The organism is Nocardia miyunensis NBRC 108239, from assembly GCF_001613065.1.
In the GTDB taxonomy this organism is placed as follows: Bacteria; Actinomycetota; Actinomycetes; order Mycobacteriales; family Mycobacteriaceae; genus Nocardia; species Nocardia miyunensis.
This window is the reverse complement of the sequence record NZ_BDBQ01000001.1, coordinates 444613-459788: the sequence shown is the minus strand read 5'-3', so window position 1 is coordinate 459788 and position 15176 is coordinate 444613. Positions and strand designations below refer to the sequence as shown.

The following is a 15176-nucleotide window of genomic DNA, read 5'->3' as shown; positions in this document are numbered from 1 at the left end:
ATCCCCATGTCTGTCACCGCCGAGGCGCCATCGTTGACGCCGGATCACTGGGCCGAGTGCGATCCCGACCGGATAGCAGTTCTCGTCCCAGGCACCACATCGCTGACCTACGCCGAGCTCGCGCGACAGTCCCGCGCTCTGGCCGGAAACTGGACCGATCGCGGGATAGTCGCGGGCGACCGCGTGGCGATACTCATGGAGAACCGGCCCGACTATCTCGTCGTGGCGATTGCGGCTCTGCGAACGAGCGTGCGGTTGGTGGCTGTCGGGGTACACCTGACACTCGATGAAGTGGCGCACGTCATCGCCGATTCGGATGCTCGGCTGGTGGTCACCACCGCTCGGTACGCCGACCTGGCCGGCGCCGCGGCGGCCTCGGCTCCGGCCGTCGAAGCCGTTCTGGTCGCCGACCGCGACTGTTCACCACTCGCTCCCGGGTTCGACCGGCTCTACCGCGATGCCGCAGAGCCGGGCACGCTCTCGACCACGGGAAATCGACAGGGCGCGTTCATGTTCTATTCCTCCGGCACCACCGGGAAGCCCAAGGGCATTCTCCGCGACATGCCCGATGTCTCCTTCGCGCAGGGCGATCCGTTGACTGCGGCGTTCGCCGCGACGTGGGGGTTCGACGAAGAATCGGTCTGGCTCAACTCGGCTCCGCTTTATCATGCTTACCCACTACAGAGTTGTACCTCCGTGATCCGATGGGGCGGAACACTGGTCCTGACAGAGCGATTCGAGGCCGAAGAGACTCTCCAGCTGATCGAGCGTCACTCCGTCACGCACATCAGCGTGGTGCCGACGATGTTCGTTCGGTTGCTCAGGCTGACGCCCGACGTGAGGGCCCGCTACGACATGTCCAGTCTGCGGTGTGTGATTCACGCCGGAGCCGCCTGCGCGGTCACGGTAAAGCAGGCGATGATCGATTGGTGGGGGCCGATCCTCTACGAGTTCTACGGCGGTAGCGAGAACGTCGGAATGGTGCTCATCACACCACAGGAGTGGCTCGAGCATCCGGGGTCGGTCGGAAAGCCCGCTCCGGGAACGATTTCGGTACTGGGTGACGATCACGCTCCGGTGCCGCCGTACGTCCGGGGCGGTGTCTGGTTCGATCACGCGCCTCGCTTCAGCTACCACAAGTCTCCGGAGAAGACTGCGGAGGTGTTCGACTCGCAGGGCCGTGCCTCGCTCGGCGACCTGGGGTACCTCGACGACGACGGCTACCTGTACCTGGACGGCCGCCGAGTGGATCTGATCGTCTCCGGCGGCGTCAACATCTACCCCGCCGAGATCGAGGATCGGCTCGCCGAGCATCCCGCCGTCTTCGACGTTGCCGTGGTCGGAGTACCGGATGACGAATTCGGTCAGCAGGTCAAGGCGGTAGTCGAGCTGGAGAGTGGGTTCGTCGGGGATGCCGAACTCGCGGCCGAACTGATCGCCTACACGCGCGCGACCCTGGCCGGGTTCAAGTGTCCCAGAACAGTTTCGTTCGAGCCGAGCTTGCCGCGGACCCCGACCGGGAAGTTGCTCAAAAGGGTCTTGCTGGACCGGTATTGGACGAGCAACGAGCAGGATCGACGATAAATACAGCTGTCGTGTCGGTCCGCGGTAGACCAGATGCGGCGCATTGTCGGACCGGTGGTCGATCCCGCCGATAAGGCGCACACATCGACCGAAATGGCGGGCGCGATAGACAGCGAATTCCGCGAACGCGATATCTACGCGGACGAACACGCATTCTCGGCCGCGAACGTCGACGCTTTCCTGTGTGAGCACGTCACACTGCACATCGCGAATTCGAGACGGACGGGATAGCCGAGTGTGACCTGTGCAGAGCGTTCGGAGAACTCGGAATCGTAGGTCTACAGATCCCCGAGGTATCCGGCGGCGATGGTCGATGACGGCGCCGGGCGGATTCGAGCTGCCCATTCAATCTTCTCGGCCGACGATGGTCGAGAGCTGCAAGAAATGAGTGAGGGAACAAGATGCGGAAGAAATACGCGGATGAAGGACGGTCGGCGGGGACACACAGGTCGTGGATGGCGAGCGGTGTCGTGATTACTGCGACGTCCACGGTGTTGGCTGCGGCTTTGGGCGTGGTTGCCGGTCCCGCTCATGCTGATTCGGTGTCCGACGGGGTGGTGAATTACCAGGCGACCAGGACGGATCGGTCTTCGATCGTCACCACCGATGCCGGGTCGATGGCGGTCGAAGACGGGGTGTTCAAGATCAAGGCTGCCAATGGGTCGGTGGTTGCCGGTACTGAGTTGTCGTTCCGAGTCGATGATTTCGTGTTCCCGATCGCGGCAGCCGTTGGTGGCCGTACCGCGACGCTTACTCCGCTGTTCGACTTGGCGCACGCGGAATACAAGCCGGTGGCATTGCCGTATGAGGACAGTGCTCCGTGGAAGACTCCGTACGACCGTGAGCAGGCTGCTTGGTCGCGTATGGCGAGCACGATCACGACGGGCGCTTCTGTCGGCGCGGTTGTCGGTGGTCTCGGTGGTGGAGCGGTGGGTTGCCTGCTCGGTGGTATCGCGGGTGCGACGATCGCGGCCGCAACGATTGTGGGTCTGTTCGGTCCCTTTATTCCCGCCGCTGCGATCGGCTGTCTCGGGGGGATCGTCGCGGTGGGTGCGCTGGGGACTCTTGCCGGTCAGTTGTTGGTGACCGCCCCACTGACGATTCTGGCGGTGGCCCAGTATTTCACCACGATCAACCAGCCCATGCCCGCTCCGGCGAAGTGAGCGAGTTCGGGTGGGCGTGCAACGCCTGACCCGATTCGCGGCATCCAGGCCACGTGGTGGCGCCGGGTGTGCTTCGTCTGGATTCTGTTGACGCCCAACCGAGATCGCCTGCGACAGGCCCGGTTTGCCCGATCCGCTCCGGATCTCCGGATCTCCGGTTCTCGGTCGACCGGTGGATGACGTGAGGGCAACCAATGCCAGGCCCACGAATCGCGGGCCTGGCGTTCCCGCGTCATCAGCCGGGCGACATTCGTCGCGTTGTTCGTCATTGGTGACACAAACGCCAGACATGACTGCTCATGTGGGAGCATTCTCTGTCCTGTTTCGGCGTATTCGGAGCAAAAGGCTGGCTCGAGCTGTGATATTGACAAGTGGTTTGTGTCACATTACTGTTCACTAGTGTCAGATGGTGCACCTCGGACGGCCGATCGGTGGCTCTGCGCACACCCTCTTGGAGGCGACGTCTATGCGATTCGACGGCAGAGTTGCCCTGGTCACCGGGGCCGGCAATGGAATCGGTGAATCATGCGCCAAGACACTGGCGGCCCAGGGCGCAGCCGTCGTGGTCTCCGATATCGACGACGACGCGGGCAGGCGTGTGGTTTCGGAGGTGATCGGTTCGGGTGGGCAAGCGTCCTACATCCACGCGGAGGTCTCCGATCACGCTGACACCGAGGCGTTGGTGGCGCATGCCGTCGAGACGTTCGGTGGCCTGCATCTCGCGGTGAACAATGCCGGAATCGCGCACTCGCTGAAGCGAATTCACGAATTGGATCCGGCAGCTTTCGACCGGGCCGTCGCGGTCAACCTCCGTGGAACATTCCTCTGTATGCGCGCCGAACTCGCGCACTTCGTCGAGCACGGCGGTGGATCGATCGTGAATATCACCTCGTGCGCCGGGCTCAAGAATGCCGACTTGATGCCCGGATATGTCGCGTCGAAACATGGGGTCGTGGGACTGACGCGAAATGCCGCTGTCGACTACGCCCTCGACGACATCCGCGTCAACGCGGTCGCACCGGGAACGATTGCGACCCCCGCGATCCTGTCGTATCCCGATGAGTTACAGCAGAAATGGGCTTCACTCATCCCCATCGGACGGATGGGGCGTCCGCAGGAGGCCGCGGACCTGGTCGCATTCCTGCTCTCGGACGAGGCGACGTTCATCACCGGCAGCACCTACGAGCTCGACGGCGGCATGATGCAGGCCTTGCCGAAGTAATCACTTTCTCGCGCGAAGGAACCTGCTGCGTCCGAAAGCGAATTCGTCGACTCCGGGGAGCTCGAAGCCGCACTGACCAGGTTCGCATAGGTGAACCGGCGGGATTCAACGCTCGAAATCGGTGACATTCGAGCCGGGTCTACTCAGAACACTGATTAGCAAGCCCCTCCAAGGATTCTGTTGGAGCACTGGATGAACGGTAAGGACGGAAGATCATGAGCAGAGCTATTGTGCTGGTCCACGGTGCGCAACATTCGTCGACGTGTTGGACTCCGACGGTCGCGGCCCTGGCCGCTCTGCGACCGGACATCGAGGTACTCGCTGTCGATCTGCCAGGGCGCCGAACGAATCCGGCGGATCTTCGGACGGTGGGGATTGCGGATTGTGTTGCCTCGGTGGTCGCCGATGTCGAACGAATCGGGGCGGACGAGGTGATTCTGGTCGCCCATTCCATGGCCGGTGTGACCGTGCCCGGTGTAGCGGAAGCCCTTGGTGCGCAGCGGGTATCACGAATGGTGTACATCGCGGCGGCAATGCCGCCCAACGGTGAGTCGGTCCTTCAGGATCTGGTCGGTGATCTCCAGCAGGATGTGACGGACAAAGTGGCGGACCCGGGCGAACCGGCGCCGTTCCCCAGAGAGTTCGCGGAGCGAATGTTCTGCAACGGGATGACGCCGGAACAGCTCGAGTTCAGTGTTGCCGGATTGTGCGCGGACAGTGACCTTCTGGCCACGACGCCTGTGGACCGCAGTGGTATGCCGACATCGATTCCGCGGTCCTGGATCCTCACCGGTCAGGACCGTGCCGTGACGCCGGACCAGCAACGGGCGCACATCGACAATCTCGGTGGCGTCGAGGACGTGGTCGAGATCGACACGTGTCACAACGTGATGATCAGTGAGCCGGAGATGCTGGCAAAGGTGTTCGCCGAATACTTCGATCGCTCCTGAACCGACGCCGCCACGGCAGCTGCTGCTGTCACGGAATCCCGCCGTCCGAACGGACGATCGTGCCGGACGTGTAACTGGATGCGTTGCTGGCGAGAAACAGTGCCGCACCGACGATCTCGGGAGGTTCCCCGATTCGTTCCAGGTGCAGCCGCTTGGACGCCTCGATGGTCTGGTCCATGTCCCAGGCCGCGGCGATATCGGTCAGGTACTGGCCGGGCATCAGTGTGTTCACCCGCACCTCGGGGCCGAGGAGGTCGGCGAAACCTTCCGTCATCGCGTTGAGTCCGTTCTTGGCCGCGGCGTAGGGGATGATCGACCCCATCGGGCGCAGCGAACCCGTGCTGCTCACGTTGATGACGCTGCCGGAACCCTGTGCCTTCATGCGGGTTCCGACGAGTTGGGTGAGTCGAAACGGTCCCTTGAGGTTCAGCCCGAGAACGCTGTCGTACATCTTCTCCGTGACGTCGGTGATACTGCCGTACGTCGGTGACATGCCCGCATTGTTGACCAGGACGTCAACGGTGCCGAAGGTGTCGTATGCCGCGTCCACGAGGCCTTCGATCTCGTCCCAATGCCCGAGATGGCAGCTGTAGGCAAGACCTCTGCGCCCGATCGCCTCGATCTCAGTCACGACCTTCTGGCAGTTCTCCAGTTTGCGGCTGGCGACGACGACGTCGGCGCCGGCTCTGGCGAATGCGAGGGCCATCTGTCTGCCCATGCCGCGACTACCGCCCGTCACCAGTGCGACCTTGCCGGCGAGGCTGAACAGGTTGAACGGCGAAACGGTGTCGGCGGCTGCGGAGTTGCTGTTGTCGTCCATACTGGTAGTCCTAAGTGTCCTATAAACAGAATCGGATTACTCAAGATGCAGAACGATACATCAGATCCGCGGCCGCCGGCAGTGGGCACCCGTGCCGCACAGGCCGCTGCCCGGCGTACCGAGCGGCGACGCAAGTCGGCCGAGGAGGAAATCGATCGACTGCTCGAGGTCACCCTGGGGCTGATCGAAAAGTCCGCTCCGGCAATGCCATCGGTGTCCGACATCGTCGCGGCGGCCGGGATCTCGAACCACACGCTGTACCGCTCGTTCCCGAGCAAGGACGACCTGGTGCTGGCAGTCCTGGAGAAAGGAGTGGCGCGGGTCGTGGAGGTCATCGACGCACGCATGAGCTGTCTGGCCGACCCCGAGGAACAAATTTCCGCATGGACACGCGGAGTCCTGCGTCAGGTCAGCAACGCCGAGGCGGCGAAGACCAGTCGCACCGTGCTCGGTCACCTGAGTCAGTCCGGCTCTGTGTCCTCGACAGGTAGTCAGCACGAGTTGCTCAGGCCGATCTCCGATCTGCTCATCGCTCCGCTGGAGGCGCTCGGCGGTGATCCGGTGCGCGATGGAGCTTGCATCTCCGATCTCGTATTCGGCGCCATGCGCCGTCACCTGTGGGATTCGACGGCGCCGAGCGACGAGGACATCGAGTGGATCAGCGAATTCGCTCTCGGCGGACTGCGCCGCGAACGGGCAAAAACCGGTCCTGGTAAGCAGACTCGGAACTGACGAAAGGACCGGCCATGGCTGTGGGTATACCGGATCTGAGCGGAAGGACCGCGGTTGTCACCGGCGGTGCAGCCGGCATCGGCTATGCGATCGCCGCCTCCCTGATCGCCCGCGGAGTCGCGGTGACGATCGCGGACGTAGAGGTGGACGCGCTCGAAGCGGCTGCGGCAGAGCTCGGGGTTCCCGGAATCGTCGCGGATGTGAGCCAGGTCGAGGACGTGCGACGCCTCGCGGATGCCGTGCTCGCCCGACACGGTCGAATCGACATCGCGATCAACAACGCCGGCGTCGCGAAGGTCGCACCGTTCACCGAACTGACGCTCGCCGATTTTCGCTGGGTGATCGACGTGAACCTGTGGGGTGTCATCAACGGGATGAACGTCTTCCTGCCGATCATCGAATCGACGTCGAGTCGAGGGTTCATCGTGAACACCGCATCCATCGCCGGGCTGCGAACGGGCCGGGGCCTGGCAGCCTACGGTGTATCGAAGTTCGGCGTGGTCGCCCTGACGGAGACGGTGAGTGATGAACTCGCCGAACGTGATTCGCATGTCGGGGTCGGAGTGCTCGTACCCGCAATGGTGCGATCCAACATCGCCGACAGTGAACGGAACCGGCCAGGTGCCCAACCTCTGGCGACCACGCGTCGGCAACCGAGCGGAATCATGGCGGCGGAGGTGGTCGGGGAGGTCGTTGCCGACGCGGTCGAGCGCGGCGACCTCTACATCGTGACGCATCCTGATTCGCTCGAATCACTGAGAACTCGGCACCGGCGAATCGAGGACGCATTCGTCGCGGCCGCACAGCGACGTGTCGATGCCAACGGATCGCATTGACAGTTGTGACAGCTGTCACTAACGTACATGACTGTCAGATTTAGTCAGGTGGACTGGCTGTCGTGCCCAGTCGGTGTCATGCGAGAGATGCCTGGCGGCGCATTCCAGTCTCGATCGAAAGCAATGGTGTCGACATGGCCGAACAGAAGGACATCGACGCAGCAGACTGGACCGATCAGGATCTGTTGACGCGCGACGAGGCCGGTGAACGGTTGGTGGCCGAAATCGAGTCGACACGAAAGCGCCTGAGCGACTTGGAATCCCGCGCCGGAGACGCGAACGTCGCTGCTTCGATCGAGATGAACCGACGTCGCCTGATCGCCATGCAGGCGCTGCAGGACTCACTGTGAGCGAGATAGAACCGGCTGGGAGCACATTGATGGGAACGAGACTGACCGGCAAGGTGGTGTTGATCTCCGGATCCACGCGCGGTATCGGCCGCTCGATGGCGGAGCACTTCGCCTCGGAGAGTGCGAAAGTGGCCGTGACGGGGCGTACTGCCGACCGCGGCAACAAGGTTGTCGCTCGGATTCGGGACGCGGGCGGCGACGCCGAGTTCTTCCCGCTGGACGTCACCTCGGAAGAGAGTATTCGTTCCGTGGTCGAATCGACCGTCGAACGCTTCGGCTCGCTCACCACTCTCGTGAACAACGCTGCCCCCACGGAGGCGGTCGCGACGACGATCAAGCCGATCTACGAGTATTCGAACGAGGAATGGCAGTCGATCATGACCGGAACCGTCACCGGCAACGTGTTCTGGGCGTCGAAATACGCCTGGCCGCATCTGGTTTCGGCGGTAGGCGCATCGATCCTGAACATCTCGTCGGGTCAGTCGGTCGCCGGATTCAAGGGCTTCGGCGCATACGGTGCAGCCAAGGCCGCGGTCAACTCGTTGACGCGTTCGCTGGCGGTCGAGGGCAGTGCCGACGGAATCCGCGCGAACTGCATTCTGGTCGGTCGAGTGGTCTCGGGTCGGGGTGACTCCGGACATCACACCGGTGGCGGCCGGCTGACTCGAATCGGAAACCCCATGGATATCGCTTATGCCGCAACGTATCTGGTCTCGGACGAGGCGGCGTTCACAACGGGCTCGCTGGTCACTGTGGACGGTGGTTTCTCGATCAACGGGGATGCTGTTCAGGACGCGGAGAATGCGGCCGCGGCCGCCGTCGGCTGATCACTCCCGTTCGCCGGATCGCCCCGGCAGCCGGCCGATGATGTCGGCTGCGGGGGTTACCCGGGTGAGCATTGCCAGCATGTTAGCGACCATGAATTCGTGTGTCTCCGTTGAAGATCCGGCGGTGCAGTCCTCCGCGAGCACGACCGAGTAGCCGCGGTTCACGGCCTCGAGCGCCAACCCCGGCAGCGCGACGTTGGTGGAAATGCCGGCGAGAACCAGCGTCTCGACTCTCTGGAGCCGCAGCATGGCGTCGAGATCGGTGCCGTAGAACGCGGTCAGCCCGGTGGCGCGCGAGCTGACGATGTCGCCCGGCTCGGGACCCAGTTCGGCGGGGATCTCGACGTCGGTCGTGCCGGCCGTCATCGATTTGTGCCTGAGCGCCATCGCGCCCAGCCACGAGTTGGCCAGCAGGCCTTTCTGGTCGTCGCGGTGCTCGATGATGCAGTGCACGACGGGGAGTCCGCGGGATCGGAACTCGCCCGCCAGCTCGGCTGTGCGGGGGACTATCCGGCGGGCGGCGGCCAGCCGTGCGAGTCCGGCCGAGATCGAGCGGCCGGGTTCGAGGATTCCGCGTTGACACTCACTGATGATCAGGGCGGGGGAGGCGTAGGGCGCATTGCTCACGAGGGGTGCGGCCTTTCGGATCGAGGTGCGTCGCCGGTCGGTACGCAAGGTGACGATAGAGCCAGTTATTCGATCGCGCATCGTTATCAATGTTCCATCATTCCCCTGCTCGGGGCACTTGCCAAATAGTGACACAACTGCCAGAATCGCGAAGGTGGGTTACCGGGAGCACATCACTAGGCGGTTCCAATGATCGAAACCGAAGAGGTCGCAACGCCTCTCAACGACCTGAACTGGTGGCAGAACAACCCTGCCGAGCGTGACGAGGTGTTCGCAGACCTGCGACGCAATCACCCGCGGGTCTTCGTTCCCGTGGGAGCGCCCGGCGCCGAGCCCGTCAAGGGCTTCTACGCACTGACCCGCCACGCCGACATTCTCGAGGTCAGCCGTCGGTCGGAGGACTTCGTGTCGGGCGAGGGAACCCAGATCTTCGATCAACCGCAGCAGCTCCGAGACTATCGCGGGTCGATCATCGATATGGACAACCCGGAGCACGCGCGCATGCGCAAGATCGTCTCGCGCGGATTCACGCCACGGAGTCTCGAAGCTCTGCGCGACGAGGTGGAAGGCACCGTCCGGGAGATACTCGACGAGATGCCGTCCTCGGGGGAGTGCGATTTCGTCAGCGATTTCGCCGCGTTGCTTCCGCTGCGCATCATCGACAACCTGCTGGGCATCCCGCGGGAGCACGAGAAGTTCATCCTCGAAGCAACCAACACGATCCTCGGTGCATCCGACTCCGAATACATCCAGGATCAGACTGCCGTCGGCATCGGCAAGGCGGTCACCGCTGCCAGCGAGGGTTTGATCACCTTGCTGCGGACCCTCGCCGAAGAACGTATCGCCGACCCCCGCGACGACCTGATCACGAAACTGGTGGCCGCGACCGAGGGGGACAATCTCACCCCGCAGGAGATGGCGAAGTTCTTCATTCTGCTCGTCGGAGCCGGAAACGAGACCACTCGAAACGTCATCACCCACGGACTCTCGGTACTCACTCGAAATCCCGATCAGCGTGATATGTGGATGAGTGACTACGAGGACTACTCGGCCGGAGCGATCGAGGAGATGCTGCGCTGGGCGAGTCCGGTGGTGCATATGCGCCGGACGGTCGCCCGTGACGGAATTCGACTCGGCGACAAAGAGTTCTCGAAAGGCGACAAGCTCGTCCTGTGGTACACATCGGCCAATCGGGACGAGACGGTGTTCGACGATCCTTACACATTCGACATCGCCCGGGATCCCAACCCACATTTGGCTTTCGGTGGGCCCGGCCCGCATTTCTGTCTCGGCGCCCATTTGGCGCGGCTCGAGTTGGCTGTCGCCTTCCGTGAGCTGTACACGCGCTATCCGGACATTCGCGCGGTGGGGGAGCCGGCCATGCTGCGCTCGAACTTCCTCAACGGCGTCAAGCATCTCCGGGCGACGTACAGTGCGGGCTGAGCAGCTAAAAATGACGACTATGTCAGATATGTGTATTCAACGAGTCCGTTCCATCGGCTCGGTAGGGAGACTGCGATGACCGGGACGGTCGCCGACCAGAGCCGGAGCACAGCGATCCTGTCGGCGTTGTCCGGCGGGATCTTGACGATCACCCTCAATCGGCCGGATGCCGCGAACGCGATCCGCCCGGACGACCGCAATGCCTTGATCCGGCTGTTCTCGGACGCGGACGGCGATCCCGACGTCCGGGTGGTCGTTCTTCGGGCCAATGGTCGTCACTTCTGTGCCGGCGCCGATGTAGCCGTACTCGCCGACGGTCACGCCAGGAACGTCAAGCGCGTCACCGGTCCGATGCGGACGATCATGACCGGGGCGCAGAGACTCGTTGCCTCCGTGCTCGACTGCGGCAAGCCGGTGATCACGGTGGTGCAGGGCGCCGCGGCCGGTATCGGGGCACATCTGGCCTACGCCTCGGATCTCGTGGTGGCCGGCGATGCTGCCTACTTCGCCGAGTCCTTCGTCAAGCGCGGCCTGGTCGTGGACGGTGGCGGTGCGTACCTGTTGCCACGTCGAATAGGTATGCAGAAGGCCAAGGAGATGGTGTTCTTCGGTGAGAAGCTCACGGCGAGCGAAGCGTTCGACCTCGGACTGGTCAATCGGGTCGTGCCGGCCGCTGAACTCGATGCAGCCGTCGCCGATTTCGCGGATCGGCTTGCTGCCGCTCCCACCAGTGCGATCGCGTTGACCAAGCGGCTGTTCAACGACTCGCCTGATTCGGATCGCAGTGCGTCGTTCGTTGCCGAGGCGATGGCGCAGGAGATCCAGTCGTACGCGCAGGACTCGAAGGAGGGCGTGCGCGCCTTCGTGGAGAAGCGCCGCGCCGATTACGTGGGATGGTGATCGGCCATGGCTGAGAACGCGACCGCCGGGCCCGCGGTGGATAAGCCCCGCGCCGATCTGCCGACGATCGAGGACGCGAGCCGGCCGTATTGGGACGCCGCGAAACAGGGCAGGCTGCTGATCGCGAAGTGCGAGGACTGCTCCGCGGTGCATCACTATCCGCGCCCGTTCTGCCCCTTCTGCTGGAGCGAGAATGTGGTGAGTACCGAGGCCAGTGGTCGCGGCACCCTGTACACGTACTCCACCGTGTTCGTGAACGACCTGCATCCCTTCGCATCGCGTTTGCCCTATGTCGCGGCGGTGGTCCAACTCGACGAGGGTCCTCGGTTGATGACCAACATCGAAGGTGTCGCGCCGGAGGATCTCGAAGTGGGGATGGCCGTCGAGGTCTTCTTCCGGCCGATCACCGACGACATCTCTGCCACGGTGTTCCGCCCCGTCGTGTCCTGATCCCCGAGGGACGCACGGCTGTGGTTGGACAAAGCATTTCGTACGAAACAAGGAGACGGGAACACATGAGCGGACTGCTCGACGGCAAGGTTGCGCTGGTCACCGGTTCCGGGCACGGCATCGGACGTGGACACGCGCTCGAGCTCGCCAAGCACGGAGCCACCGTCATCGTCAACGATCTGGGTACTTCGCTCGCTGGTGAGGGTACCGGCAAGGTCGCCGATGACGTCGTCGCGATCATCGAATCGCGTGGCGGCAAAGCCATTTCGGACTTCTCGGATGTCGGCGACGAGGCGCAGGTCGACGCCCTGGTGGAGCGCGCGTATGCCGAGCTGGGACGACTCGACATCGTGGTCAACAATGCCGGCATCGTCCGCGACCGTGCGATCTGGAATATGAGTGCCGACGACTTCGACCTCGTCATGCGCGTTCACGTTCGCGGCAGTTGGCTCACTACCCGAGCGGTGGCACGCAGGTGGCGCGACGAATCCAAGGCCTCGGGTTCGAAGGTGTACGGCCGAATCATCAACACCACCTCCGGTGCGGGATTACTCGGCCACTTCGGTCAGACGAATTACAGCGCAGCGAAGGCAGCGATCGTCGGTCTGACACAGACGTCGAGCCTCGAACTCGCCTCGATCGGCGCGACGGTGAACGCGATCAGCCCCGGTGGACGTACTCGGATGTCCGCGACCATGGCCGGTAGTGCGCCTGCCATCGAGCCGGACGAGCGCGGCGAGGACGAGTTCGACCCCAAGGATCCCTCGCTCGGCTCACCTGTCGTCGCGTGGCTGGCGAGTCCGGAGGCAGGGCATGTCAGCGGACAGGTCATCAAGGCCCTTGGTGAGAACATTCAGCTGTTGAAGGCGTGGTCGCCGGTAGCCGTGGTCTCCAACGGCGGAAAACGCTGGGATGCAAACAAACTCGGCGGGATTTTCGCCACCGACGTGTTCGGCACCCGTGCAGCCGGATTGCGCATGGGCGGATAGGGCCGACGTTTCCGCGCACGCTGCTCGAGGCCTCGGCCGGGCATTTTCGCGCTCGATCTGATCGCCACCGAGAGCCCGCTCGACGATCTGCCGATCGGCATGGTTGAGGACTTCGAGACTTGTACACCGTCCGGCAGTGGGCAGCCGGGGTCCTCGGCGACATCGGATCCGCCGACGTGGTTCTCGCCGCGCACAGTCTGGGTGGGAGTGTGGCCATTGCTGTTGCGGCCCAATACTCTTGACGCATCGCCTCGGTCGTGTTGCTGGATACTCTCGTCGCCGGACCCACGAGTCCGCGTCCGGAGATTCCCGAGCGGCCACCGGGCCGGACGAGTCCCTACGCTACCCGTGACGAAGCGCGATCGCGCTTCCAGTTGTTGTCATCGCAGCCTCGGCTGCCGGACGAGTTGCTCGGTCCGGTGGCCGAGAATTCGTTGCGCCGGGTAGACCGCGCATGGACGTGTAAATTCGACCGAATTGGCAGACTGGTCTTCGACTTCGACTTCGTCTTCGATTGTGCGAGAGCGTTGGATATCCCTGTTCTGTATGTGTACGGCGAGCACAGCGCTGTGGTCACCGATGCCGCAATCGCCGAGATCACAGATGTTTTCGCGCCATCGACCGCATTCGTCGAAATCGCCGGTGGACACCACCATCTCGTGCTCGACCAAGCACAGCGGTGCGCGGCGTTGATCGACGAGTTCGCGGGCGGCACGTCCGAACCGCTGACATGATGCGGCCATCGATCGACGTCGGTCCGGAATCGCCGCTTGCTCGGAATGCGGGTCTATGAGGTGGCGGATTCGCTGCGCCCATGTGTAACTACACTTTTCGCGCGGCCCGCCACTTCGTCCCCGGCAACACTCCATCCCCGGTTGACGACCGCTTCGCGTTCGACGGCGGTGGCTATGCCATCAGCGGAGACGGCGTCGTAGAGGTTCCACACGGCTGCGAGCGTCCGCGCGTCCGCGGTGAGCATGGCCTCGGCAACGCTCCATCCGCGGTCGTGCAGCTGCGCGGGCGGCACGATCTCGTTGACAACACCCCAGGCGAGTGCGGTGTCGGCATCGAGATACGCGCCGGTGGAACTCATCTGGCGGGCTCGGCGTACCCCGACGGCCTCACTGAGTCGCGCCGTCAGTCCGCCGCCGGGAACGATGCCGATCCTGCTGTGTGTGTCGGCGAACCGGGCGTCGGGTGTCGCGATGAGAAAGTCGCACGCCAGTGCCAGTTCGAATCCGCCCGTCACGGCCGGTCCCGACACGAGCCCGACGACGGGCGTCCGCACGTCCGCCAAGTGCGTGATGCAATTACCGTCGACGGATTCGGCCCCGTCGAATCCGTTCTCGGAAAGATCCTTCAGATCGACGCCGGAGCAGAAGGCACCGCCCGCCCCCGTCAGCAGGATTACCCGAGTGTCCACATCGTCGTCCGCCGAATGCAATTCGGCTACCAGCGTGTTGCTCAGGGCGACGCTCAACGCGTTGCGAACATGCGGCCGATTGAGCGTCAGCATCCGGGTGTGGCCCCGCTGCTCGATCAGTACCAGCGCGTCCTTCGGATCGGTCATGGCAGTATCTCTGCTTTCCTTGTCGGGTTTCTGGTCGCGGAGAGGGCTTCGCGACGAGTCATCGCACGAAGGCGCCTTCGCACCGTGCGGGAGGCAGCGAGCGCGTCGCCGGCGATGATGGACTCGACGAGCTCGGTGTTGCGCTGGTGCATCCATCTGCGTTCTTTGTCGGTGGGGGTGAGGCCGTGCAGTCGGGCAAGGTTGTTGCCGACGTGGATGAACAGCTCGAGTACGGAATTTCCGGCCAAACGAGCGATCTCGGTGTGCACGGTGACGGCACGTTCGCGGAAGTCGTCGGCGGCGGCTTCCTCTGCCAGGACTTGGCGGAGCCGGTCGATCCCGGCTGAATCTATTGTCGCCGTGAGGGTTTCCACGGCAGACACCTCGAGCACCTCCATGACCGCATAGACGTCGTCGGGGGCGAATCCGGCGTACTCGAGGTACAGCGACGCGTGATCGAGCACGCCCGAGCGATCCGGCGCCGTCACCACGAGGCCACCTCCCGGCCCGCGGCGCGGCTTGGCGACGTGGCGACTCTCCAGGATCCGGCAGGCCTCGCGAATCAGCGACCGGCCGACGTCGAACCGTTTCATCAATTCTGTCTCCGAACCGACGGCATCACCGACGCGCCAACCCGCGGCAACTATCTCGTCCTCGATCTGCCGTGCGACATCCGAGGCGCGGGGCCGGACACCGTTACCTGTCGTCGTCAT

At 63.6% G+C, this 15176-nt stretch carries 18 protein-coding genes; 14 read left to right on the top strand and 4 right to left on the bottom strand.

The window, feature by feature from the left end:
* Positions 1-6: 6 nt before the first annotated feature.
* From NM2_RS02115 to NM2_RS02095, 5 genes are all read left to right on the top strand, one after another.
* Positions 7-1584: an AMP-binding protein gene (locus NM2_RS02115; protein ID WP_067662988.1), complete on the top strand. Its 1578-nt coding sequence runs from the start codon at positions 7-9 to the stop codon at positions 1582-1584.
* Between the two features lie 33 nt (positions 1585-1617).
* Positions 1618-1815: a hypothetical protein gene (locus tag NM2_RS02110; RefSeq protein ID WP_067662985.1), complete on the top strand. Its 198-nt coding sequence runs from the start codon at positions 1618-1620 to the stop codon at positions 1813-1815.
* A gap of 224 nt (positions 1816-2039) precedes the next feature.
* Complete coding sequence (locus tag NM2_RS02105) at positions 2040-2747, top strand: DUF8020 domain-containing protein (RefSeq protein WP_067663333.1); 708 nt, start codon at positions 2040-2042, stop codon at positions 2745-2747.
* Between the two features lie 466 nt (positions 2748-3213).
* A complete protein-coding gene (locus NM2_RS02100; protein ID WP_067662982.1) occupies positions 3214-3969 on the top strand; it encodes an SDR family NAD(P)-dependent oxidoreductase in 756 nt (251 codons plus the stop codon).
* 215 nt (positions 3970-4184) lie between these two features.
* Positions 4185-4919, top strand: coding sequence for an alpha/beta fold hydrolase (locus NM2_RS02095; RefSeq protein WP_067662979.1), 735 nt, complete (start codon positions 4185-4187; stop codon positions 4917-4919).
* Between the two features lie 28 nt (positions 4920-4947).
* Here the strand turns inward: NM2_RS02095 and NM2_RS02090 are convergent, their stop codons facing one another.
* Positions 4948-5739 (bottom strand): SDR family NAD(P)-dependent oxidoreductase, encoded by a 792-nt coding sequence (locus NM2_RS02090; RefSeq protein WP_067662976.1) that lies wholly within the window; start codon positions 5737-5739, stop codon positions 4948-4950.
* Between the two features lie 45 nt (positions 5740-5784).
* On the opposite strand from NM2_RS02090, the gene NM2_RS02085 reads away from it, so the two are divergent.
* The 4 genes from NM2_RS02085 (at position 5785) to NM2_RS02070 (ending at position 8484) form a co-directional block, all read left to right on the top strand.
* Complete coding sequence (locus NM2_RS02085) at positions 5785-6471, top strand: TetR/AcrR family transcriptional regulator (protein WP_067662973.1); 687 nt, start codon at positions 5785-5787, stop codon at positions 6469-6471.
* Between the two features lie 14 nt (positions 6472-6485).
* Entirely contained in the window at positions 6486-7307 is an 822-nt protein-coding gene (locus NM2_RS02080; RefSeq protein WP_067662970.1) for an SDR family NAD(P)-dependent oxidoreductase, read from the top strand.
* Positions 7308-7441: 134 nt separating this feature from the next.
* On the top strand, positions 7442-7657 hold the full coding sequence (locus NM2_RS02075) for a hypothetical protein (RefSeq protein ID WP_067662965.1): 216 nt from the start codon (positions 7442-7444) through the stop codon (positions 7655-7657).
* Positions 7658-7686: 29 nt separating this feature from the next.
* Positions 7687-8484, top strand: coding sequence for an SDR family NAD(P)-dependent oxidoreductase (locus NM2_RS02070; RefSeq protein ID WP_067662964.1), 798 nt, complete (start codon positions 7687-7689; stop codon positions 8482-8484).
* Here the strand turns inward: NM2_RS02070 and NM2_RS02065 are convergent, their stop codons facing one another.
* Positions 8485-9192 carry a cysteine hydrolase family protein gene (locus NM2_RS02065; RefSeq protein WP_084530378.1) on the bottom strand — a complete coding sequence of 236 codons (708 nt, stop codon included), beginning with the start codon at positions 9190-9192 and terminating at the stop codon, positions 8485-8487. It lies immediately after the preceding gene.
* 108 nt (positions 9193-9300) lie between these two features.
* On the opposite strand from NM2_RS02065, the gene NM2_RS02060 reads away from it, so the two are divergent.
* The 5 genes from NM2_RS02060 (at position 9301) to NM2_RS02040 (ending at position 13627) form a co-directional block, all read left to right on the top strand.
* A complete protein-coding gene (locus NM2_RS02060; protein ID WP_067662963.1) occupies positions 9301-10554 on the top strand; it encodes a cytochrome P450 in 1254 nt (417 codons plus the stop codon).
* 75 nt (positions 10555-10629) lie between these two features.
* Entirely contained in the window at positions 10630-11454 is an 825-nt protein-coding gene (locus tag NM2_RS02055) for an enoyl-CoA hydratase/isomerase family protein (RefSeq protein ID WP_051193101.1), read from the top strand.
* 6 nt (positions 11455-11460) lie between these two features.
* Positions 11461-11904, top strand: a complete 444-nt coding sequence (locus tag NM2_RS02050) for a Zn-ribbon domain-containing OB-fold protein (RefSeq protein ID WP_067662961.1) — start codon at positions 11461-11463, stop codon at positions 11902-11904.
* Between the two features lie 65 nt (positions 11905-11969).
* Positions 11970-12893 (top strand): SDR family NAD(P)-dependent oxidoreductase, encoded by a 924-nt coding sequence (locus NM2_RS02045; protein ID WP_067662958.1) that lies wholly within the window; start codon positions 11970-11972, stop codon positions 12891-12893.
* Between the two features lie 257 nt (positions 12894-13150).
* Entirely contained in the window at positions 13151-13627 is a 477-nt protein-coding gene (locus tag NM2_RS02040; protein ID WP_157120834.1) for an alpha/beta fold hydrolase, read from the top strand.
* Positions 13628-13680: 53 nt separating this feature from the next.
* Here NM2_RS02040 and NM2_RS02035 read toward each other — a convergent pair whose 3' ends face one another.
* Together NM2_RS02035 and NM2_RS02030 are read right to left on the bottom strand one after the other, a co-directional pair.
* Positions 13681-14463: an enoyl-CoA hydratase gene (locus tag NM2_RS02035; RefSeq protein ID WP_084530377.1), complete on the bottom strand. Its 783-nt coding sequence runs from the start codon at positions 14461-14463 to the stop codon at positions 13681-13683.
* Positions 14460-15176, bottom strand: coding sequence for a FadR/GntR family transcriptional regulator (locus tag NM2_RS02030; RefSeq protein ID WP_067662952.1), 717 nt, complete (start codon positions 15174-15176; stop codon positions 14460-14462). Before NM2_RS02030 ends, NM2_RS02035 begins: the two co-directional genes overlap by 4 nt.